This is a genomic window from Caldalkalibacillus uzonensis, assembly GCF_030814135.1.
Classification (GTDB): Bacteria; Bacillota; Bacilli; order Caldalkalibacillales; family Caldalkalibacillaceae; genus Caldalkalibacillus; species Caldalkalibacillus uzonensis.
Map to the genome: position 1 here is coordinate 133711 of NZ_JAUSUQ010000008.1, position 19646 is coordinate 153356.

General features: G+C 47.7%; 18 protein-coding genes and 1 pseudogene. 17 read left to right on the top strand and 2 right to left on the bottom strand.

The window, feature by feature from the left end; all coding sequences use genetic code 11:
* Positions 1 to 72: 72 nt before the first annotated feature.
* Positions 73 to 207: pseudogene (locus J2S00_RS11750) on the bottom strand (YqzM family protein); the annotation flags it as partial.
* Positions 208 to 394: 187 nt separating this feature from the next.
* Between J2S00_RS11750 and J2S00_RS11755 the strand changes: the two are divergent.
* The 3 genes from J2S00_RS11755 to holA are packed head-to-tail and all read left to right on the top strand — an operon-like array spanning position 395 to position 2805.
* Positions 395 to 958, top strand: coding sequence for an RNA polymerase sigma factor (locus J2S00_RS11755; RefSeq protein WP_307339819.1), 564 nt, complete (start codon positions 395 to 397; stop codon positions 956 to 958).
* The gene (locus tag J2S00_RS11760; RefSeq protein ID WP_307339822.1) at positions 958 to 1743 is read left to right on the top strand and encodes a zf-HC2 domain-containing protein; all 786 of its coding nucleotides are present in this window, start codon (positions 958 to 960) and stop codon (positions 1741 to 1743) included. Before J2S00_RS11755 ends, J2S00_RS11760 begins: the two co-directional genes overlap by 1 nt.
* 27 nt (positions 1744 to 1770) lie before the next feature.
* The gene (gene holA / locus J2S00_RS11765) at positions 1771 to 2805 is read left to right on the top strand and encodes a DNA polymerase III subunit delta (RefSeq protein WP_307339825.1); all 1035 of its coding nucleotides are present in this window, start codon (positions 1771 to 1773) and stop codon (positions 2803 to 2805) included.
* Between the two features lie 138 nt (positions 2806 to 2943).
* Here holA and rpsT read toward each other — a convergent pair whose 3' ends face one another.
* Positions 2944 to 3222: a 30S ribosomal protein S20 gene (gene rpsT, locus J2S00_RS11770; protein WP_307339828.1), complete on the bottom strand. Its 279-nt coding sequence runs from the start codon at positions 3220 to 3222 to the stop codon at positions 2944 to 2946.
* 188 nt (positions 3223 to 3410) lie between these two features.
* On the opposite strand from rpsT, the gene gpr reads away from it, so the two are divergent.
* The 14 genes from gpr to J2S00_RS11840 all read left to right on the top strand — a co-directional run bounded on the left by gpr (position 3411) and on the right by J2S00_RS11840 (position 19644).
* The gene (gene gpr / locus J2S00_RS11775; RefSeq protein WP_307339830.1) at positions 3411 to 4559 is read left to right on the top strand and encodes a GPR endopeptidase; all 1149 of its coding nucleotides are present in this window, start codon (positions 3411 to 3413) and stop codon (positions 4557 to 4559) included.
* A gap of 271 nt (positions 4560 to 4830) precedes the next feature.
* Entirely contained in the window at positions 4831 to 5946 is a 1116-nt protein-coding gene (spoIIP, locus tag J2S00_RS11780) for a stage II sporulation protein P (protein ID WP_307339832.1), read from the top strand.
* A 51-nt stretch (positions 5947 to 5997) separates the two neighbouring features.
* Positions 5998 to 6423, top strand: a complete 426-nt coding sequence (locus J2S00_RS11785; protein WP_307339834.1) for a DUF3679 domain-containing protein — start codon at positions 5998 to 6000, stop codon at positions 6421 to 6423.
* A 133-nt stretch (positions 6424 to 6556) separates the two neighbouring features.
* Positions 6557 to 7594 carry a hypothetical protein gene (locus J2S00_RS11790; RefSeq protein WP_307339837.1) on the top strand — a complete coding sequence of 346 codons (1038 nt, stop codon included), beginning with the start codon at positions 6557 to 6559 and terminating at the stop codon, positions 7592 to 7594.
* Between the two features lie 189 nt (positions 7595 to 7783).
* On the top strand, positions 7784 to 9619 hold the full coding sequence (lepA, locus tag J2S00_RS11795; protein ID WP_370875870.1) for a translation elongation factor 4: 1836 nt from the start codon (positions 7784 to 7786) through the stop codon (positions 9617 to 9619).
* A gap of 135 nt (positions 9620 to 9754) precedes the next feature.
* A complete protein-coding gene (gene hemW / locus J2S00_RS11800) occupies positions 9755 to 10897 on the top strand; it encodes a radical SAM family heme chaperone HemW (protein ID WP_307339843.1) in 1143 nt (380 codons plus the stop codon).
* Between the two features lie 78 nt (positions 10898 to 10975).
* Positions 10976 to 12016, top strand: coding sequence for a heat-inducible transcriptional repressor HrcA (hrcA, locus tag J2S00_RS11805; protein ID WP_307339845.1), 1041 nt, complete (start codon positions 10976 to 10978; stop codon positions 12014 to 12016).
* Positions 12017 to 12109: 93 nt separating this feature from the next.
* Positions 12110 to 12715 (top strand): nucleotide exchange factor GrpE, encoded by a 606-nt coding sequence (gene grpE, locus J2S00_RS11810; RefSeq protein WP_307339847.1) that lies wholly within the window; start codon positions 12110 to 12112, stop codon positions 12713 to 12715.
* Between the two features lie 85 nt (positions 12716 to 12800).
* Positions 12801 to 14648, top strand: a complete 1848-nt coding sequence (gene dnaK / locus J2S00_RS11815; RefSeq protein ID WP_307339849.1) for a molecular chaperone DnaK — start codon at positions 12801 to 12803, stop codon at positions 14646 to 14648.
* A 128-nt stretch (positions 14649 to 14776) separates the two neighbouring features.
* Positions 14777 to 15913: a molecular chaperone DnaJ gene (gene dnaJ, locus J2S00_RS11820; RefSeq protein ID WP_307339850.1), complete on the top strand. Its 1137-nt coding sequence runs from the start codon at positions 14777 to 14779 to the stop codon at positions 15911 to 15913.
* Positions 15910 to 16869: a 50S ribosomal protein L11 methyltransferase gene (prmA, locus tag J2S00_RS11825; RefSeq protein WP_307339852.1), complete on the top strand. Its 960-nt coding sequence runs from the start codon at positions 15910 to 15912 to the stop codon at positions 16867 to 16869. The genes dnaJ and prmA overlap by 4 nt, the downstream gene beginning before the upstream one ends.
* Positions 16870 to 16945: 76 nt before the next feature.
* Positions 16946 to 17698, top strand: a complete 753-nt coding sequence (locus J2S00_RS11830) for a 16S rRNA (uracil(1498)-N(3))-methyltransferase (protein WP_307339855.1) — start codon at positions 16946 to 16948, stop codon at positions 17696 to 17698.
* Between the two features lie 4 nt (positions 17699 to 17702).
* Positions 17703 to 19043, top strand: a complete 1341-nt coding sequence (gene mtaB, locus J2S00_RS11835; protein WP_307339858.1) for a tRNA (N(6)-L-threonylcarbamoyladenosine(37)-C(2))-methylthiotransferase MtaB — start codon at positions 17703 to 17705, stop codon at positions 19041 to 19043.
* A gap of 172 nt (positions 19044 to 19215) precedes the next feature.
* On the top strand, positions 19216 to 19644 hold the full coding sequence (locus J2S00_RS11840) for an NUDIX hydrolase (protein WP_307339861.1): 429 nt from the start codon (positions 19216 to 19218) through the stop codon (positions 19642 to 19644).
* Positions 19645 to 19646 lie beyond the last annotated feature (2 nt).

Below are 19646 nucleotides of genomic sequence, written 5' to 3' on the forward strand. Positions count from 1 at the left end.
AAATTGATAACCAGCATAGAAAAAGCCCTGTTCCCAAAAGGGAACAGGGGTGCCAAAAAAGAGGACGATCGCTTATGTAAGGTTACGGATAATCTCAAACAGTACAAAGACAGCAAACACAGTCATGAAGAAGCCAAAGGAGACAATAAAGCCAACACCGGAGTCAATCAGATCGTTGCGCTGATCATGGGGCTCTTCAAACTTGTTGCTGCGGACAGCCTGGTTTTGATTTTGTTCGTAATTTTTTGCACTCATCATCTTCAACCTCCTGTTTCAATTCTTAGTATAAAGGAAATGCGGAAAAAAATCCATGTTCCCGATTATTTTTTACGATTTTGCAACAAACAGGTCTTCGCCTTCGTTTAAGATAATAAGGGGAGAGGGGGAACAGTGAGTGTCAGACACAGAACTGGTCAAAAGGGCCCAGGAAGGTCATCAAGATGCCCTGATTCAACTGTTGCGCGAAATCGAATCCCCTTTATACCGTACTGCTTATTATATGCTTGGGCATGAACAAGATGCCCTGGATATGACCCAGGAAGCTCTGATTCGCATTTATAAAAATATTAACCGGTTTGAACAGAAAGCCCAATTCAAGACCTGGGCCCAGCGCATCGTCACCAATTTATGTATTGATTATTGCCGGCAGAAAAAAACGGTGATCTCAACTGACCAGCATGAGCATTTGCTCAGGCAGCATCACTACCATCATGTGGAGCGCGAATTAGAACAGTCCATTTTAAAAGGTGAAATTGAGCAAGCGATTAACCAGTTAAATGAGCAGCAGCGTGCCGTGGTTATTTTACGTTACCTGCAGGACTTTTCTTACCAGGAGATCGCCGATGCATTGGATTTGCCCATCAACACGGTCAAATCTCACCTGTTCCGGGCCAGAAAAGAATTACAACGTGCTCTCTTCCCCGAAGAAGAGAATGATGAACTGAAAGGTGGTGTCTAATGGTGAGGTGTGAGGAAGTCCTCCACTTGATTCAACTCCGGCTAGATGGCGACCTGTCGGAGGACGAACAACAGCAGCTGGAACACCATCTGACACACTGTCCCAATTGTGAAGCCACTTTTCAAAGGTATAAAGCCCTTCATGAGCAGTTGGAACAGCTGCCTAAAGTGACCCCTCCCCATTCCATTGTGGATCAGCTTGATTTTGCCCAACTGAACGAAAAAGAGAATGCTGAAGGAGAACGGAATATTATTTTTAGATCCTTTTCCAGCAAAAAAATAATCTGGGTTTGTGGTGGTTTAGCTGCCCTGATCTTGGTCGTTTTTTCACTCCTGTCAGACGGAGGCGTTAGCCCTGATTTGGCTGAGGATGATGCGGGAACGATGGAAAGTGCCTCTGTCGAAGAAGCTCGCCCATTGACCGTGTCAGATGAAGATAAGCCAGCCGGTGATCAGGGTGTGTTCTTTCTGTTAGGAGAAAGGGAACGTATTTATTCTCCGGACCAAACCTATTCAGCCTATATTGGCCCTGATAATGAAGATATCCGTATTGACAAGCGTATTGATGGGGAAGACCAGCCTTATTATATCTCCTCCAATCCTGTCAGCAGCGCTTGGACCATTGAAGAGATGGAATGGGTCTCGGACCATGAATTATATTATGTGCTGTACCATGAAGAGCGGGATGAACAGCAATATTGGATTTTTAATGCAGATAATAGAGAAGAGATCCGGTTGGAAGGCCCTTATCCTGAATATCAGCCGGAAGAAAGTGAAGAGCAATAATTTAAACAGAAAAGGTGCGAGGGGATCATGACGATAGCGGACATTCACAAACAAATTGAACAGGGACAGATCGCCCCTGTTTATGTTTTATACGGATCACAGCGTTTTCTGATGGATGACTTCATTCGCAAATTGAGCGAGCGTGTACTGGATGAGGCTAGTCTTGACTTTAATTATGAGTCGTTTGATTTGGAGGAATATGCAATACAAAGTGTGGTTGAGGTGGCAGAAACACTGCCTTTCATCGGGGAAAAACGGTTGATTGTTGCCTATGGAGCCCACTTTTTAAGCGGAGTGAAAGGGAAATACAAGGTTGAACATGATCTTGAGGCCCTGGTGCGTTATGTGAGCCAGCCGGCAGACTATTCGATCATGGTGCTTGTGGTGCCTCAGGAAAAACTTGATGAACGCAAAAAAGTAGTCAAACTGTTGAAGACACACGGGGTTGTTGTTCAGGCCAACTCTTTGCCTGTGGAGCAACTGGTTCCCTGGCTTAAGCAACGCGCTTCTGATCTGGGAGTTCAAATCACAGATGAGGCTTGTGCATTGTTGCATCAATTTGCCGGGGATCATATGCAGATGTTGGCCAACGAAATGTCCAAAATGGCTAATTATGTGGGAAGTGGCGGGGAAATCACCGAAGATACGGTCCACCACTTGATTGCCAAAACGGTGGAACAGGATGTGTTTAAACTGGTGGATCAAGTGGTTCAGCTCAGGGTGGACCAAGCTTTTAGCACCCTGGACGAGCTGCTTCGACGGAATGAAGAACCCATCAAAATTTTGTTTCTGTTGGCCCGGCAATTCCGTCTCATTTTTCGTGCCAAAGATTTGGCTGAACAAGGGTATTCTGAGCGGCAGATGAGCCAAATCATTGGGGTCCATCCCTATGTCTGCAAATTGGCGATCAGACAAGGACGGCGCTTTTCGTTGGAACAACTGGCCGAAGTACTTGATCAACTGGCCGAGCTGGACTATAAGTTAAAAACAGGCCTGCTGGACAAGCGGTTGGCGCTAGAATTGTTTATTTTGCAGCTGACCCAGAGGCAAAAAGCGGTCTAAGAGAGCGTTGGCTGTTCTTTGTTGTTAGCATTGGTATCATTGAAGTGCCCCCAAACAACAATAAAAAGGGTGACTCAGTTGGCGTTAAAAATGGCCTTTTGAGTCACCCTCTCTTCTCATTGCCTTGAAATGTTCAGATTAGGCGGTTGCTTCCTTGTTAATCTCATTAAATTTTTTCATTAAACGAGACTTTTGGCGGGAAGCCGCATTTTTATGGATAAGGCCTTTGGAAGCGGCTTTGTCTAACTTCTTGGTTGCCACAGACAGCGCTTCTTTAGCCCCTTGAACATCATTTTGATGCACAAGCTTTTCAAAGTTTTTGATTGCTGTACGCAAGGCTGATTTCATGGCGCGGTTGTGGGCGCGTCTTTTTTCGTTTTGTTTGGCACGTTTGATCGCAGATTTAATGTTCGCCACTTTCTTCACCTCCTTGACAGGCTGTTAGACCGTCCAAAATACAACATTAAGAATTATACATTGAAAAAATACCAATTGCAATAGTTGGTGAACGATACCCTATGGAATAATGTACTGAAGCCGACGGTACACTAAGAAAAATATGTGTTGTAGCAAACGATAACAGTGTGCTGTGAGGTGATTCCCCCATGACAGGTAAGGAACAGAAACATCTTGATCTCTCTCCCTACCAGATTCGCACCGATTTGGCTGTTGAAGCGCATCAAATCGCCTTGGAAAAGCAGGCTCAACAAAAAAAGGGTGAGATAGACGCCATTGACGGGGTTCGCATTGACGAATTTGAGGAAGATGACATTAAAGTCATTAAAGTACATATTGAAACGGAAAAAGCTGCCGGGCAAGTCGGCAAGCAAAAAGGACGCTATTTAACAATCGAAGCCAAGCGTTTAAGACAGAAGGACAGTGATTTTCAAGATAAAGTGACGACGCTCATGGCCAAACAATTTTATCAGTTTTTGGCTGAAGCAGGGATTGAGTCAAACGCCAAGTGTCTGGTGGTCGGCTTGGGCAACTGGAACATTACGCCTGATGCCTTGGGTCCCATTGTTGTGGAACATATGATTGTGACCAGCCATTTGTTTAAATTGCAGCCTGAACAAGTGGAAGCAGGATTTCGACCAGTCAGTGCCCTTACTCCCGGTGTGATGGGCTTGACCGGTATGGAAACCAGTGACATTATTCGGGGAGTTGTCAATCAGACTAAGCCGGACTTTGTCATTGCCATCGACGCCTTAGCAGCCCGTTCCATTGAGCGTTTGAACACCACCATTCAAATGAGTGACACCGGCATTCATCCCGGGTCAGGTGTGGGTAACAAGCGTGAAGGTTTGAACCGTGAAACATTGGGGATTCCGGTTATTGCCGTTGGTGTGCCCACTGTGGTGGATGCCACGTCTATTGTAAGTGATGCTATTGATTTCCTTCTGGGCCATTTGGGGAAAGAAATGCGTGACCAAAAGGAAGGGACCAATGCCAGACGGGCCTTAGCCCCTGGTAGCATGGGCTTCGGTTTTCAAAAACCGGAAGAATTTGACCCCAGCGCGATCCCTGATGAAGAAGGCCGGCGAGCCCTGTTGGGGCTTGTGGGCACTCTGGAAGACCAAGAAAAACGGCAGCTGATTTATGAGGTTTTAAAACCCCTTGGCCATCACCTGATCGTGACACCTAAAGAGGTGGATGAATTTATTGAGGACATGGGCAATATGCTGGCCAATGCCTTAAGTGCCGCCTTACACGAAAAAATTGATATGAGTAACGTTTCAGCCTATACACACTAAACCTTTTCCGCCTGCCCTTTGTTCAGATGCAGGAAGCTTCCCTGTTTTTGTATGTTCAATACTTTATACGGGAGACAAGTCCTCTTTCAGCGTGTGGTTCTATTTTCTGCCCGGTGTTCATAAGCTGTAGCAGACAAGCTTGTACTGGGGAACCGCAGATGAAAGGATGATGGACATGTCTCCCCGTTTTTATCGCCACAGGCGTACTTACGCACGTTGGACCAGCCCATTACGGAGTCAGGAGCGGAACACGTCATACATGGTCAGGCGTATGACTCTGTATGTGATGATCGGATTCTTTATCTTGTTAACACTCACTTCGTTTTTTTCCTATATTCAGGCTCAGTTTAACTTGACCTCCGAGACCTTGAAAAAGTGGACAAACCATATGTCAGCAGAAACGTTTATCGCCGCTCTGACGGTTGAAATACCCCAATTGCAAACCTACAATAAATCAGCTCAAGTTGAATTGCCCAAGGTATCAAATATTGTGGTGGAAATGGCCACTTCGTTAAACCCTGAAGATCCCCGCACCTTGATCCGCCGGGAAATACCGGGTTTTGCCTTCTTTGACGGGGAATTGATTGTTGCTGGCCAAGGTGTCACTTATGCAGATATTTCCTATGAATCGTCTCCTCCTTTAGATGTGGTTCTGGCCGAACGGGAAGCGGTCACTGAAGCAATGGAAGAGGAGCAGGGTGAAGCTCCGTCACAACAGCCTTCCCTCAGTACGGAGGGCCGGAAAGTAGTGTTTATATACCACACCCATAACCGGGAATCTTGGCTGCCCCATATTCCATCCGCTTCAGATCCTAATGAGGCCTTTCATCAGGAAATTAATATTACCAAAGTGGGATTGAGATTAGGAGAAGAGCTGGAGAAAAGAGGCATAGGCACATATGTGGACACCACTGATATTGGTCAGTTGTTAAATGAAGCTGGCCTACCGTATAACTACTCTTACACCAAGTCGCGTCAGGTTGTAGAAGCTGCTATCCGGGAGAATGAAGATATTACCTTTATGTTTGACTTGCACCGTGATTCAGTGTCTCGAGAGAGCACGACTTTTGAAATGGAAGGTAAAACCTATGCCAGGCCGTTTTTTGTCATCGGTAAGCGCAATCCGGAGTATGAGAAGAATGTCAGATTTGCCGAAGCGCTCAACCGCCTGTTGGAAGAACGTTATCCGGGGCTATCCAGAGGGATCGTGGCACGAAGCACAGGTCATGCCGAGTATAATCAATCTATTTCAGAGCACAATATATTAATAGAAATAGGTGGGGTGGAAAATACATTGGAAGAATCATACCGCACGGCTGAAATACTGGCGGAAGTGATTGCCGATCTGTACTGGGAGGCTGAAAAAGTAGATGCACCGGCCCAGTAGAGTTGCTTTGGCATAAGAAACTTGAGAACCCTTAAGAAAGGATGGACACCGATGGCCCGGTTTATGGTAAAAGTGCTGCTTTTAATATGCACCTTATTGTTCGGGATCCTGTTAGGCATACAGCAGGCGGAACACGGCATTCTGTCTGTGTTAGGCACACCCTCCTTTAACGCAGCTTCGGGACAAGCAGCACAGGAGGCAAAAGAGTCAGAGGAGCAAACAGATGAGAGTAAGGCAGAAGAAGAGGATAAAGAGCCTGAAGTGTATATTAAGCGGATTGATGGTGAAGAGGTAGAGGTTGGGGTAGTTGGCGAACACTTTTCCATTCAGGATTTAGAAGAGAAACAGGAGAAATGGGAGGATTTGCATCATCACAACCGCTACAGCAAGTTGGGCACCAAGTTGGGTAATTTGGTGTACAGCCTGTCCCGGAAGGGGGCAGAGTCGTTTGCGCGGCTACTGGACAAAGTGTTTTAAAGGCATTTTCCATTTTTATACAGGCATCTCCACGACGGAGATGCTTTTTTGTTTGCGTCTGGAAAGGGAGGCAGGCTATCGTGTAAACTAACTTATAAAGCATGTGGATTGTACTGTTATAGGGAGATGAGTGATGAAAAGACTTATTATTGGCATTCTTTATTTAATGGGATTATTGATTATTATAATAAGTGTTGCCCAATATACTATGCCAAAGAAGGTATGGGTTTCTACCCCGCTTTATTCTGCACAAGGCCAGGAAGAACCGACGGCTCTCGTTCATGCACTAGAAGGCCTCACTTATGCTGCTTATAATGGAGAGGAAAGTGAGCTAAACCAACTCGACGAAAAGAAACATGAAGTCCTTTTGGCGCAGCTTTCATATCTGGCAGATCACCAAGAACCTGAGGCATATTTAACAAGGGATGCTTTTTATGTGCTTTATGTTTACCGGCAGTGGTGGCAATGGTATGTGGACCTTGTCAAAGGCAGCGTGTCTGTGATAATCGAAGAAGAAACCGTACAACCGCGCAAAGTGTATCTGACGCAGACAGAAGTTATCAGTGAGCCAATAATCAGGGAAACCGATGGAAATGATTGTGAAGAAGGTAGGCAGCGGGGCATGTCAGCCATTGAAGTTCAAGGCCCTATCTTTAAAGTAGAATTTGATTCAGATTCTTATGAACTGGTGCAAGAAAGCAAGCTCTCCTTGCAGGTGGAAGTTGAGGAGCAGTTGACCCTTAAATATGACCGGGGGAGTCTGTCTTTTACTTTGGCTGAACGTTCCACTCAAGTGGTGATAAGTGAGGTCATGGCTGCTCTGTTTACAATTGATCCTGAGATTAAGCTGACCTATGGCACTGTTGAGCTCTGGAACAATAGACTGGAGGACGAGCCTACTTTGGAGGTTTTCGACTTTATTCCGGCTGCTGCCGACGATATTGTGGGGAGGTATAAGTCAAGGGCAATTGTTCGAGATGTGAAAATGAAGGCTAAACATCAACAATATGACTATTCCATTTACGAGCCAGAAGGGAAGGGAACGGTTACTAGGGTCCCTGTCCATGAGGTGAGCAAACCTTTTTATGTGAAGCTTGAAAACCATTTTACCTATGATGAGCATGCCAGTGAATCCTTTTATTATACTTATTGGTTAAACTTAAAATACTGAAATATACGCCTGGGCATTCTTGCTTGCATGGAACCCACAGTCTTATATATGGTTTCTGTTTTCATCTGTATCCTTTTTGACCTTTTCTCACCAGTTTTCTTTACCTAGCCCATCTGCTATAATCAAATTTAGTGCATAATAACTCCATTGTTCGACTTTTGATTCGCCAAATGTGTAGGAGTGAACATGATGAACCATGAACAGCGCAAACAACGGCAACAAAAAATCCGTAACTTCTCCATTATTGCTCATATTGACCACGGGAAATCCACACTGGCTGACCGCATTTTGGAGAAGACGGGGGCTTTAACCGAACGAGAATTGCAGGAACAGTACCTGGATCAAATGGACCTGGAACGGGAACGGGGCATTACTATTAAATTAAATGCCGTCCGTTTGAACTATACAGCCAAAAGCGGAGAAGAATATATTTTTCATTTGATAGACACCCCTGGACACGTCGATTTCACTTATGAAGTGTCCCGCAGTCTGGCCGCTTGTGAAGGGGCGCTGCTGGTGGTGGATGCAGCCCAGGGGATTGAAGCCCAAACCCTGGCCAATGTGTATTTGGCTTTGGATAATGACCTGGAGATCCTGCCGGTGATTAACAAAATCGACCTCCCCAGTGCTGAACCGGAGCGGGTCAAGCAAGAAATTGAAGATGTGATCGGCCTGGATGCCAGCGAGGCGGTACTGGCTTCGGCCAAGGAGGGCATTGGGATCGATGAGATACTGGAACAAATCGTGGAGAAAGTGCCTCCGCCGTCAGGTGATCCTGAGGCTCCCTTGAAAGCCCTTATTTTTGACTCGTTGTATGATCCTTACCGGGGAGTGATCACCTACATCCGTGTGGTGGACGGCGTGATCCGGCCGGGTATGAAGATCAAAATGATGGCCACTGGCAAAGTGTTTGAAGTGACTGAAGTGGGTACTTTTTGTCCCCATCCGGCCAAAGTGGAGGAGTTAACCGTCGGTGATGTGGGTTTTATGGCTGCCTCCATTAAAAGCGTGGGCGATACGCGGGTGGGTGACACCATTACGGATGCCAACAATCCGGCTCAAGAACCGCTGCCCGGTTACCGTAAAGTGAATCCGATGGTATTCTGCGGCATGTATCCGGTGGACTCCGCCGATTACAACAATTTGCGCGAGGCGTTGGAAAAACTGCAGTTAAACGACGCCTCTCTGCAGTGGGAAGCGGAATCATCCCAAGCTTTGGGCTTTGGCTTCCGCTGCGGATTCCTGGGTCTGTTGCACATGGAGATCATTCAGGAGCGGATTGAACGGGAGTTTAAGATTCCTCTCATCACCACAGCTCCTAACGTCATCTACAAGGTGTACAAGACGGACGGGGAAGAGATCCGCATTGACAATCCCAGCTTAATGCCTGAACGGCAAAAGATTGACCGCATTGAAGAACCCTATGTGAAAGCAACGATTATGGTGCCTAATGAGTATGTGGGTGCTGTGATGGAATTGTGCCAGAAGAAAAGGGGCATTTTTAAAGATATGCAATACATGGACGAGAAGCGGGTCAACATTGAGTATGACATGCCGCTGGCTGAAATCGTCTATGATTTCTTTGACCAATTGAAATCCAGCACCAAAGGGTATGCTTCCTTTGATTATGAGTTATCCGGCTACAAACCGTCCGACCTGGTGAAGATGGACATTCTGATCAACGGGGAACGGGTGGATGCTTTGTCCGTCATTGTGCATCGCGACCAAGCTTATCACCGCGGCAAAGCGCTGGCGGAAAAGCTGAAGGAACTGATTCCCCGGCAAATGTTTGAGATTCCCATTCAGGCGGCTATCGGCCACAAAATCATCGCCCGGGAAACGATCCGGGCCCTGCGCAAAAATGTGCTGGCCAAGTGCTACGGCGGTGACGTAACCCGTAAACGGAAACTGTTAGAGAAACAAAAAGAAGGTAAAAAGCGGATGAAAGCCGTCGGTAACGTGGAGATTCCCCAGGAAGCGTTTATGGCTGTGCTGCAAATGGATCAAGGCCAGGACAAAAAATAGGCGCCGTCTCATATCTTCAGATACCTGGCACTTCTGGAACTGTAGTTTTTATCAATGAATACCTCTCTGTTTGCTCAAGAGACAGGGAGGTCTTTTCTCTTTTTAAATAGGACGACCCAAAAGGTAGTGATGAAAATGGCTCGGTCCGTATATATTCATATCCCCTTTTGCCAGCATATTTGCCCTTACTGTGACTTTAACAAATATGTTCTGAAGGGCCAGCCGGTATGGCATTATTTAGAGGCGTTGGTACAGGAGATGAACCTGACATTCGAACAACATCCTCCTCAGGAAATCCGGACCATCTTTGTAGGAGGAGGGACCCCAACCGCATTAAATCCGGAGCAAATGCGTTTTTTCCTGGAGGCAGTGGCCCGGTATGTGCAGCCACAGGCCCCTTGTGTTGAATTTACGGTGGAAGCCAATCCAGGTACAGTGAATGAGGACTTATTGCAAGTGATGAAGGAAGGGGGCGTCAACCGCCTTTCCTTTGGCGTCCAATCCTTTGACCGCGGGCTGCTTAAAAAACTGGGCCGGATCCATACGACTGAAGATGTCCATCAATCCCTGGCCCTGGCCAGAAAACAGGGTTTTAACAATTTGTCAATCGATTTAATGTTTGGGTTGCCTGGCCAAAGCGTGGACATGTTCCGGGAAGATGTGGAACAAGCATTGAAGCTTGATGTTCCTCATCTATCCGCTTACAGCTTAAAGATTGAGCCAGGCACCCACTTTCACCGTCTGCATGAGCAGAATAAGTTCCACCTCCCGCCAGAGGATGAAGAAGCGACTATGTATGAATTGTTAATTAAGCGTATGACAGAATCTGGTTATGCTCACTACGAGATCAGCAACTTTGCCTATACTGGTTATGAAAGCCGTCATAACTTAACCTATTGGCGCAATGAGGAATACTATGGTTTGGGAGCAGGAGCCCACGGCTATGTACAAGGCGTGCGCCATGTGAATGCTGGTCCAGTTCATGAATATATTGAAAAAGTAGCCAGAGAGGGACTGCCCCGTGTAGAAGTTCACCCTGTTTCCAAGCAGGAAGCGATGGAAGACATGATGATCATGGGTTTAAGGACAAAAGAAGGCGTCTCCAGGCTCGTATTCCGGGAGCGGTATGGGCTTAAGCTGGAAGACCACTTTGGGCGTCAATTGGACCAGCTACAGGCCAAAGGCCTGATCACGACCGACGGGGAACGATACTGGCTGACGGAAAAAGGTCTGTTCTTGGGCAATGAAGTGTTTGCCGCTTTCATCGGGATGCATTGACATTTAAGCGCCTGTTTGGTATGTTTTTATTAGTTTTAGCACTCATGTAAGCAGAGTGCTAATAGGTGGTGAAACATCATGTTAACAGAACGTCAGAAGCTGATTCTCCGCCTTGTGGTGGATGATTATGTCCGTTTGGCAGAACCGGTGGGTTCACGTACTATTGCCAAGCGGGAAGGTGTGAACTTTTCACCTGCCACGATCCGTAATGAGATGGCTGATTTGGAAGAAATGGGCTATTTAACCCAGCCCCATACATCAGCAGGCCGTATTCCATCCCATAAAGGTTATAGGTTCTATGTAGATCACCTGATGGAGCCTGAGCAATTATCTGTGGATGTGATTCGCAAAATACGCCGCTTATACACGGAACGGTTTATGGAATTTGAACAGGTGATCCAGCAGACAGCATCTGTTCTGTCCAAACTGACCAATTATACAGCCATTGTTTTGGGGCCTGAGTTTTTTGACGCTGCCTTGAAGCATATCCAGCTGGTGCCCATTTCCGAGGGTAGCGCAGTGGCCATTATTGTCACAGATACTGGGCATGTGGAGCACCGCACCTTGTCAGTACCGGATGAGATCTCTTTGACAGAAATGGAGAAACTGGTCAACCTGCTCAATCATAAATTGAGAGGGGTGCCTCTCTATCAGTTCAGGGAACGCCTTTACTCTGAGATTGCACGGGAGTTGAAAAAGCATATCAAACAGTATGAAGCTGTCATGAAAGTGCTGGAGCAAACGCTGCTCGGTGATAAGGAGGACCGCGTCTTCTTAAAAGGCACCACTCATATCTTTTCCCAGCCTGAGTTCAGGGATGTGGAAAAGGTGCGGGAGTTGTTTGAACTTCTGGAGCAGCATGACCGTATTCAAGGTATTCTGGCTGCAACTAAGACCAAAACAGGGGTTCAGGTGCTGATCGGGCAGGAGAATCTGGATGAAGCCTTTGCCGATTGCAGCATTATTACGGCTTCATACTCCATCGGCGGAAAACCTGTGGGTTCTCTCAATATTTTGGGACCGACTCGCATGGAGTATAAAAAAGTGGTTTCCATTCTGCATTATTTGACGCAAGACCTGAGCTATTATCTTGATCGCTTGTATGAAAAAGGCTATTAGTGGAAACAAAAGAAAAAATAGACAGCTGGGTGTCAGGGGCTAAAGTGGTGACTTTAGCCCCTCTCCTGGGTCAATGAGAAGGAGGTGTCCGGCGTGACAGGCAAGGAGAACATCACGCCAACAGAACAAAAGCAGCAAGCGGAGGCAGAACAGCAAGCCCAACAGGAAGAGCATGCACATAGTGCTCAAGAAACGCCAGCTGACGAACAGTTGGAAGAAGGAACGAGTGAACTGTCCATGGAGGAATTAGAGGCTCAATTACAGGAGGCCCAGGAAAAAGCGGAAGAATATTATCAGCGTTATTTGCGTGCTCAAGCCGATTTTGATAACTTCCGCAAACGGACCCGCAAAGAGAAAGAAGACCTGCAAAAGTACGCTGCTTTGCCTGTGATTGAGCAGTTGCTTCCCGTGTTGGATAATTTTGAACGGGCTTTGGCTGCCGGCCAATCCACCCAAGATGCCGAGTCCCTGATGAAAGGAGTGGAGATGGTCTTCAAACAAGTACAGCAAGTGCTGACTGAACAGGGACTGGAGGAGATTGAAGCAGTGGGCAAACCCTTTGATCCTCACGTTCATGAAGCTGTGATGCAAGTGGAAAGCGAGGACCATGACTCCGGCATCGTCGTGGAAGAATTACAAAAAGGATACAAGCTGAAAGACAAAGTGATCCGGCCTGCGATGGTTAAAGTCAGCCAATAACAGGACCGCTTCCCATATGCTCGAAGGGTTATCATAAATATCCCCAACATCAGTCAAAACATAGATACCAAAGGAGGAAGGAAAAATGAGCAAAGTGATCGGAATTGACTTAGGGACAACCAACTCTTGTGTGGCTGTGATGGAAGGAGGCGAGCCCGTCGTTATCCCTAACGCAGAAGGAGGGCGCACAACCCCGTCTGTGGTTGCTTTTAAAGATGATGAGCGCCTGATCGGTGAGGTGGCCAAACGGCAAGCCATCACCAATCCAGAAAAAACCGTGATCTCCATCAAGCGTCACATGGGCAGCGATTACAAGGTGAACATTGATGGTAAAGAATATACGCCCCAAGAAATTTCAGCCATGATTTTGCAAAAGCTGAAAGCCGATGCCGAGGCTTATCTCGGTGAAAAGGTAGAGAAAGCGGTTATTACCGTGCCAGCTTACTTCAACGACTCCCAGCGCCAGGCCACCAAGGATGCCGGCCGCATCGCCGGTCTGGAGGTGCTGCGCATTGTTAACGAGCCGACCGCTGCAGCTCTTGCCTATGGATTGGAAAAAGAAGAAGACCAAACCATCCTGGTCTATGACCTTGGTGGGGGAACGTTTGACGTCTCCATTCTGGAACTGGGCGACGGTTTCTTTGAAGTCAAAGCCACCAGCGGAGATAACCAGCTGGGTGGAGATGACTTTGACCAGGTAATCATCGATTACCTGATTGACAAGTTCAAAAAAGATACTGGCATCGATCTTAGCCAGGATAAAATGGCTTTGCAGCGTTTAAAAGATGCAGCTGAAAAGGCCAAAAAAGATCTGTCCGGTGTCACCTCAACCACCATTTCACTGCCCTTTATCACAGCAGATGCCACCGGACCAAAACACCTGGAAGAAACGCTGACCCGGGCCAAGTTTGAAGAATTAAGCGAGCATCTGATAGAGCGGACACTGGGTCCTACCCGCCAGGCATTGAAAGATGCAGGTCTTGAGCCCAGCGATATTGACAAAGTGGTACTGGTTGGTGGATCTACCCGTATTCCGGCTGTTCAAGAAGCTATTAAAAAATTGACCGGCAAAGAGCCGCACAAAGGGATTAACCCTGACGAAGTAGTGGCCTTGGGCGCTGCTGTTCAAGCCGGTGTGTTGACCGGTGATGTGAAAGACGTGGTCTTGCTGGACGTCACCCCCTTGTCTCTTGGTATCGAAACTTTGGGCGGGGTATTCACCAAGCTGATCGAACGCAACACCACCATTCCTACCAGCAAGTCCCAGATTTTCTCTACAGCTGCCGATAACCAAACGGCTGTTGACATCCACGTTCTGCAAGGGGAGCGGGAAATGGCAGCAGACAACAAAACATTGGGCCGCTTCCAGTTGACCGATATTCCTCCTGCACCGCGCGGTGTGCCGCAAATAGAGGTCACTTTTGACATTGATGCCAATGGTATTGTCAACGTCTCGGCCAAAGATCTGGGAACAGGCAAGGAACAAAAAATCACCATCAAATCTTCCAGCGGATTGTCAGAAGAAGAGATTCAGCGCATGGTTAAAGAGGCCGAGGAAAATGCGGAGGCAGACAAGAAGAAACGTGAAGCGGCTGAAACCCGCAACGAGGCAGAAGCCTTAATCCACACCGTGGAGAAAACGTTAAAAGATCTGGGCGACAAAGTGGACCAAGCGGAAGTGGACAAAGCCAATGAAGCCAAAGACAAGCTGAAAAAGGCCCTGGATGGCAACAATATAGAGGAGATTAAAAAAGCGAAGGACGAGTTGCAGGAAGTGGTACAGCAGCTCTCTGTCAAACTGTATGAACAGGTTCAACAAGCGGCTCAGCAGGCCCAAGGTGAGGCTGGCAACCAGCAAGCTGGAGAGAAAAAAGAGCGGGATAATGTGGTTGATGCCGAATATGAAGATGTCAATGATAAAAAGAATGATTAACATTGGATCTGCTTAGTACCACCAGCAGACACACAAATTTAAAGTCAAAGCCGCATACAGGCTTTGACTTTTTTGCGCAACATGTTATGATAAATTTTATGGATAAGAGTCGGGAGTGTGCATAACGCATGAGCAAACGGGACTATTACGAGGTGCTTGGCGTCAGCAGGGATGCAAGTACGGATGAAATTAAAAAGGCATACCGCAAGCTGGCGCGCAAATACCATCCGGATGTGAACAAATCTCCAGATGCTGAACAAAAATTTAAAGAGGTTAAAGAGGCGTATGATGTGCTGAGTGACAGCCAAAAAAGGGCCCAGTATGATCAGTTCGGCCATGCCGGTGTGGGACAGGGCTCCCAGCAGGGCGGCGGCGGCTTTGGCGGTTTTGGTGGCCAGGACTTTGGCGGGTTTGAAGATATTTTTGATATGTTTTTCGGGGGAGGAAGCCGCCGCAATCCCAACGCTCCGAGACGGGGAGCAGATCTGGAATATACCTTGACCATTGATTTCACAGAAGCGGTTTTTGGGACGAAGAAGGAGATCCGCATCCCCAAAGAAGAGACATGTGACACCTGTCACGGTTCAGGAGCCAAACCGGGTACCAAGCCGGAAACCTGCTCTGTTTGCCATGGAACCGGCCAGCAAGAACAGGTGCAAAACACGCCGTTCGGCCGCATTGTCAATCGCCGTGTGTGTATGGCTTGTCAAGGGAAAGGGACCGTCATTCACCACAAATGTCCTACCTGCCGGGGAACAGGGAAGGTTAAACGGCACAAAACCATTCCCGTTCATATTCCGCCTGGGGTGGATCATGGCACACAGGTACGCGTGGCCGGCCAAGGTGAGCCCGGCGTAAATGGAGGCCCTCCGGGAGACCTGTATATTCTGCTCAGGGTCAGAAAACATGAGTTCTTTGAACGGGACGGCCAGGATATCTACTGTGAAATGCCGATCACCTTTGTGCAGGCTGCCCTGGGCGATGAGATTGAAGTGCCTACCCTGACCGGACGGGTGAAGCTGAAAATTCCGGCCGGAACCCAAAGCGGCACTTATTTCCGCATCAGAGGCAAAGGGGTGCCGGCCAACCGGGGCAGAAGAGAAGGGGATCAGCATGTAAAGGTGAAGGTGGTTACACCCACTTCACTGACCGAGCGCCAGAAAGAATTACTCAGAGAGTTTGCGGCCATCAGTGGGGATCAAATACCGGAAGAACAATCGGAAGGTTTTTTTGAACGGGTGAAAAAAGCGATTCGAGGAGAATGAGCATGACAAAATGGGCAGAAGTGAGTGTCCACACCACTCAGGAAGCGATTGAGGCGGTGGCCAACATTTTACATGAAGCCGGAGCAAGTGGGGTTGTCATTGAAGACGCGGAAGATTTACAGCGGCAGGCATGGCAGAAGCAGGCTGAAGGAGAGCAGTACCTGGTTGAACTCAACCCGGAAGATTATCCGGAAGAAGGGGTGATCCTGAAGGCCTATTTTCCCATGAACAGCTTTTTGGGTGAAACGGTGGAAGAAATTAAGACGGCCCTGAACAGTTTGTTGTTGCATGACATCAAACTGGGCCGGGGAACCATTACCTTAACCGAAGTGCACGAAGAAGACTGGGCCCATGCTTGGAAAAAGTACTACAAACCTGTACGCATCTCAGACAAAATCACCATCACCCCCACCTGGGAAGATTATCAGCCGGAAACAGAAGAGGAACAAGTGATTGAACTGGATCCGGGAATGGCTTTCGGCACCGGTACTCATCCCACCACCGTTTTGTGCATTAGAGCGTTGGAAAAATATTTGCACCACGGTGACCAAGTGATTGATGTGGGCTGCGGTTCCGGCGTGCTCAGCATCGCTGCCGTCAAGCTGGGCGCGGAACAGGTGCTGGCCCTTGATATTGACGAGCTGGCTGTCAAGGTGAGCCGTGAAAACGTCAAGGTGAATGGCGTAGCCAGCCAGGTCAAAGTGAAACAAAATAATTTGCTCGATCACATTGATCAAGTGGCAGACATTATTGTGGCCAATATCCTCGCTGAGGTGATCCTGCGCTTCATTACAGATGCTTATGACCGGCTCCGCCGCGGTGGCTATTTCATCACATCAGGGATTATCTCCCAGAAGAAACAAGAAGTAGAAGAGGCGCTGGTTTCCCATGGATTTACCATTGTGGAAACAGTTTTCATGGAAGATTGGGTAGCGTTTATCGCCAAAAAAGAGTAAGATAGAAGCAGCCTGTTGACAAGACAGGACATTGATAAAACGCCCGTTTTGATCATGTTGAACAAGGGGTATGGCTATGCAGCGTTACTTTTTGCCACCTGAACAGATCACTCAAAACCAGTGTATGATTACCGGGCAAGACGCCCACCATGTGCTGCGCGTCATGCGTTTGTCCCCTGGAGACCGGGTGATCTGCTGCGATGGGTGCGGTCGCACCGTTGTGGCCGAATTGACCCGTTTGGACACTCATGCGGTGTATGGTGACATTGTTCAGGAACTGAATGAAAAGCGGGAATTGCCTGTTCAGGTGACGATTGCCCAAGGGCTGCCCAAAGGAGACAAGATGGAATGGGTTTTGCAGAAAGGGACTGAACTGGGCGCTGCCCGCTTTGTTCCGTTTGTGTCCGAACGCACCATTGTGAAATATGATCAGAAAAAAGCCGTGAAGAAAAGGGAACGGTGGCAAAGGATCATTAAAGAAGCGGCTGAGCAGTCTAACAGACAATATTTGCCCCAGCTCAGTCCGATTATCACTATAGATAAGCTGGCCCGTCTGAAGGCAGATGTGAAACTTGTGGCTGATGAAGAACAAAGCACCAAACCTCCATTACCTTCCACTTTTGTGCAAGCTTTGGACCACCTACAGGAACAAAAACATCTTGTCGTAGCCATTGGACCTGAAGGCGGCTTTTCCAGGGATGAAATTAACTTTTTAAAACAATACGGGTTTACGCCTATTTCTCTGGGCCGGAGAATATTACGGACGGAGACCGCCTCACAGTATGTGTTAGCGGCCATTTCTTTTTATTTTGAACAGATGGGAGGTTGAAAACATGGCAACGGTTGCATTTCATACCTTGGGCTGCAAAGTGAACTACTATGAAACGGAAGCGATCTGGCAAATATTTAAAGAAGCCGGCTATGAAAAAGTCGATTTTGACCAAATGGCCGATGTGTATGTGATTAACACCTGTACAGTGACCAATACGGGAGACAGAAAGTCCCGCCAAGTGATTCGCCGGGCCATCCGCCAAAATCCCGATGCCGTCATTTGTGTGACTGGCTGCTATGCCCAAACGTCACCCAAAGAAGTGATGGCTATCGAGGGCGTTGATATTGTGATTGGCACACAAGGCCGTGCCAAGATTATAGACTATATCGAACAGTACCGCCGGGAAAGGGAACCGATCAACGCGGTGGGCAACATTATGAAAACACGAACCTATGAAGAACTGGATGTGCCCACGTTCAGTGAACGGACCCGTGCTTATCTCAAAATTCAAGAAGGATGCAACAACTTCTGCACCTTCTGTATTATTCCCTGGGCCCGGGGCTTGTTGCGTTCCCGCAAGCCGGACAACGTGCTTAGCCAGGCCCGCAAGCTGGTGGCTTCCGGTTACAAAGAAATCGTCTTAACCGGCATCCACACAGCCGGTTACGGTGAGGACTTGGAAGATTACAGCTTTGCCCAGCTGTTATGGGATTTGGAACAAGTGAAAGGTTTGGAACGTCTGCGCATCAGCTCCATTGAAGCCAGCCAGATTACCGACGATGTGATTGATGTGCTGCAACGTTCCACAAAAGTATGCCGCCACTTGCATATTCCCCTGCAAGCCGGCGACGATACGGTGCTGAAACGGATGCGCCGCAAGTATACGACGGCTGAATTTAAAGCCAAAATCGAAGAAGTGCGCAAAGCCTTGCCCAACTTTGCCCTGACCAGTGATGTGATTGTCGGTTTTCCAGGTGAAACGGAAGAGCAGTTTATGAACACTTACCACTTTATCCGGGATTTACACTTTGCCGAGCTGCACGTTTTTCCTTACTCACCACGAACAGGCACTCCAGCAGCCCGCATGAAAGACCAGGTCGATCCGGATGTGAAGCAGGAACGGGTACAGCGCCTGATTGCCCTGTCTGAACAGCTGTCCAAAGAATATGCCTCCCAATTTGAAGGGGATATTCTGGATGTGATTCCGGAACAACACTACAACGAACAGCAGGATTCAGATCTTCTTGTCGGCTACACAGATAACTACCTTAAAGTGGTTTTCAAAGGTGACGTGAGCATGATGGGGCAACTGGTCAAAGTGCAAATTGACCAAGCTGGTTATCCTTACAACCTTGGTTCCGTTGTTGCCCAATCCACAGGAGGGCGCGTTGTCACCGCCTGACAGACTTCCTCAAGGTTGTTATTTGTTGGTAAACGTTATCTTGTCATTCGACGTTAAAAGCGACAAAGTCAAAACTGTTTGACAGTCAAGTCCGTTGCTGCGTGCCGGACCGGCAACGGACCCCTCTCTTATTTTCTGTTTTCATTTTTCAACAGAGGAGCTGAAATGACTGATGAAGGAAATATCTGCTGGAGGCGTGGTGTTTAAACAAGAAGGATCTAAAATCAAAGTGCTGCTGATTGAAGACCGCTATCATCGGCTGACCATTCCCAAGGGCAAACAAGAAGAAGGGGAGACACTGGAGCAAACCGCACTAAGGGAAATTGAGGAAGAGACGGGAATCAAAGGGGAAATAATAAAACCCCTGGCCAAAGTGTATTATACCTATACGGACCCTAAGCGCGGACACATAGATAAAGAAGTGATGTACTATCTGGTCAAAGCCAAAAGCGGTGAAGTGGAGCCGCAACTGGAAGAGATTAACAAAGTATTTTGGCTGGACCTGCACAGCGCCTGGCAAGCGCAGCAGGAAAAAGGATATCATAATAACGATGATGTGTTTAAACAAGCCTATACATATTTGGAATCCTATCTTGGATAAGA

Coding starts and splice junctions, on each gene's coding strand:
- J2S00_RS11790 (WP_307339837.1), top strand. CDS start 6,557: ATGAAAAGACTTATTATTGGCATTCTTTATTTAATGGGATTATTGATT.
- J2S00_RS11840 (WP_307339861.1), top strand. CDS start 19,216: ATGAAGGAAATATCTGCTGGAGGCGTGGTGTTTAAACAAGAAGGATCT.
- hemW (WP_307339843.1), top strand. CDS start 9,755: ATGGCTCGGTCCGTATATATTCATATCCCCTTTTGCCAGCATATTTGC.
- gpr (WP_307339830.1), top strand. CDS start 3,411: ATGACAGGTAAGGAACAGAAACATCTTGATCTCTCTCCCTACCAGATT.
- mtaB (WP_307339858.1), top strand. CDS start 17,703: ATGGCAACGGTTGCATTTCATACCTTGGGCTGCAAAGTGAACTACTAT.
- prmA (WP_307339852.1), top strand. CDS start 15,910: ATGAGCATGACAAAATGGGCAGAAGTGAGTGTCCACACCACTCAGGAA.
- spoIIP (WP_307339832.1), top strand. CDS start 4,831: ATGACTCTGTATGTGATGATCGGATTCTTTATCTTGTTAACACTCACT.
- J2S00_RS11830 (WP_307339855.1), top strand. CDS start 16,946: ATGCAGCGTTACTTTTTGCCACCTGAACAGATCACTCAAAACCAGTGT.
- lepA (WP_370875870.1), top strand. CDS start 7,784: ATGAACCATGAACAGCGCAAACAACGGCAACAAAAAATCCGTAACTTC.
- dnaJ (WP_307339850.1), top strand. CDS start 14,777: ATGAGCAAACGGGACTATTACGAGGTGCTTGGCGTCAGCAGGGATGCA.
- holA (WP_307339825.1), top strand. CDS start 1,771: ATGACGATAGCGGACATTCACAAACAAATTGAACAGGGACAGATCGCC.
- hrcA (WP_307339845.1), top strand. CDS start 10,976: ATGTTAACAGAACGTCAGAAGCTGATTCTCCGCCTTGTGGTGGATGAT.
- J2S00_RS11760 (WP_307339822.1), top strand. CDS start 958: ATGGTGAGGTGTGAGGAAGTCCTCCACTTGATTCAACTCCGGCTAGAT.
- dnaK (WP_307339849.1), top strand. CDS start 12,801: ATGAGCAAAGTGATCGGAATTGACTTAGGGACAACCAACTCTTGTGTG.
- J2S00_RS11785 (WP_307339834.1), top strand. CDS start 5,998: ATGGCCCGGTTTATGGTAAAAGTGCTGCTTTTAATATGCACCTTATTG.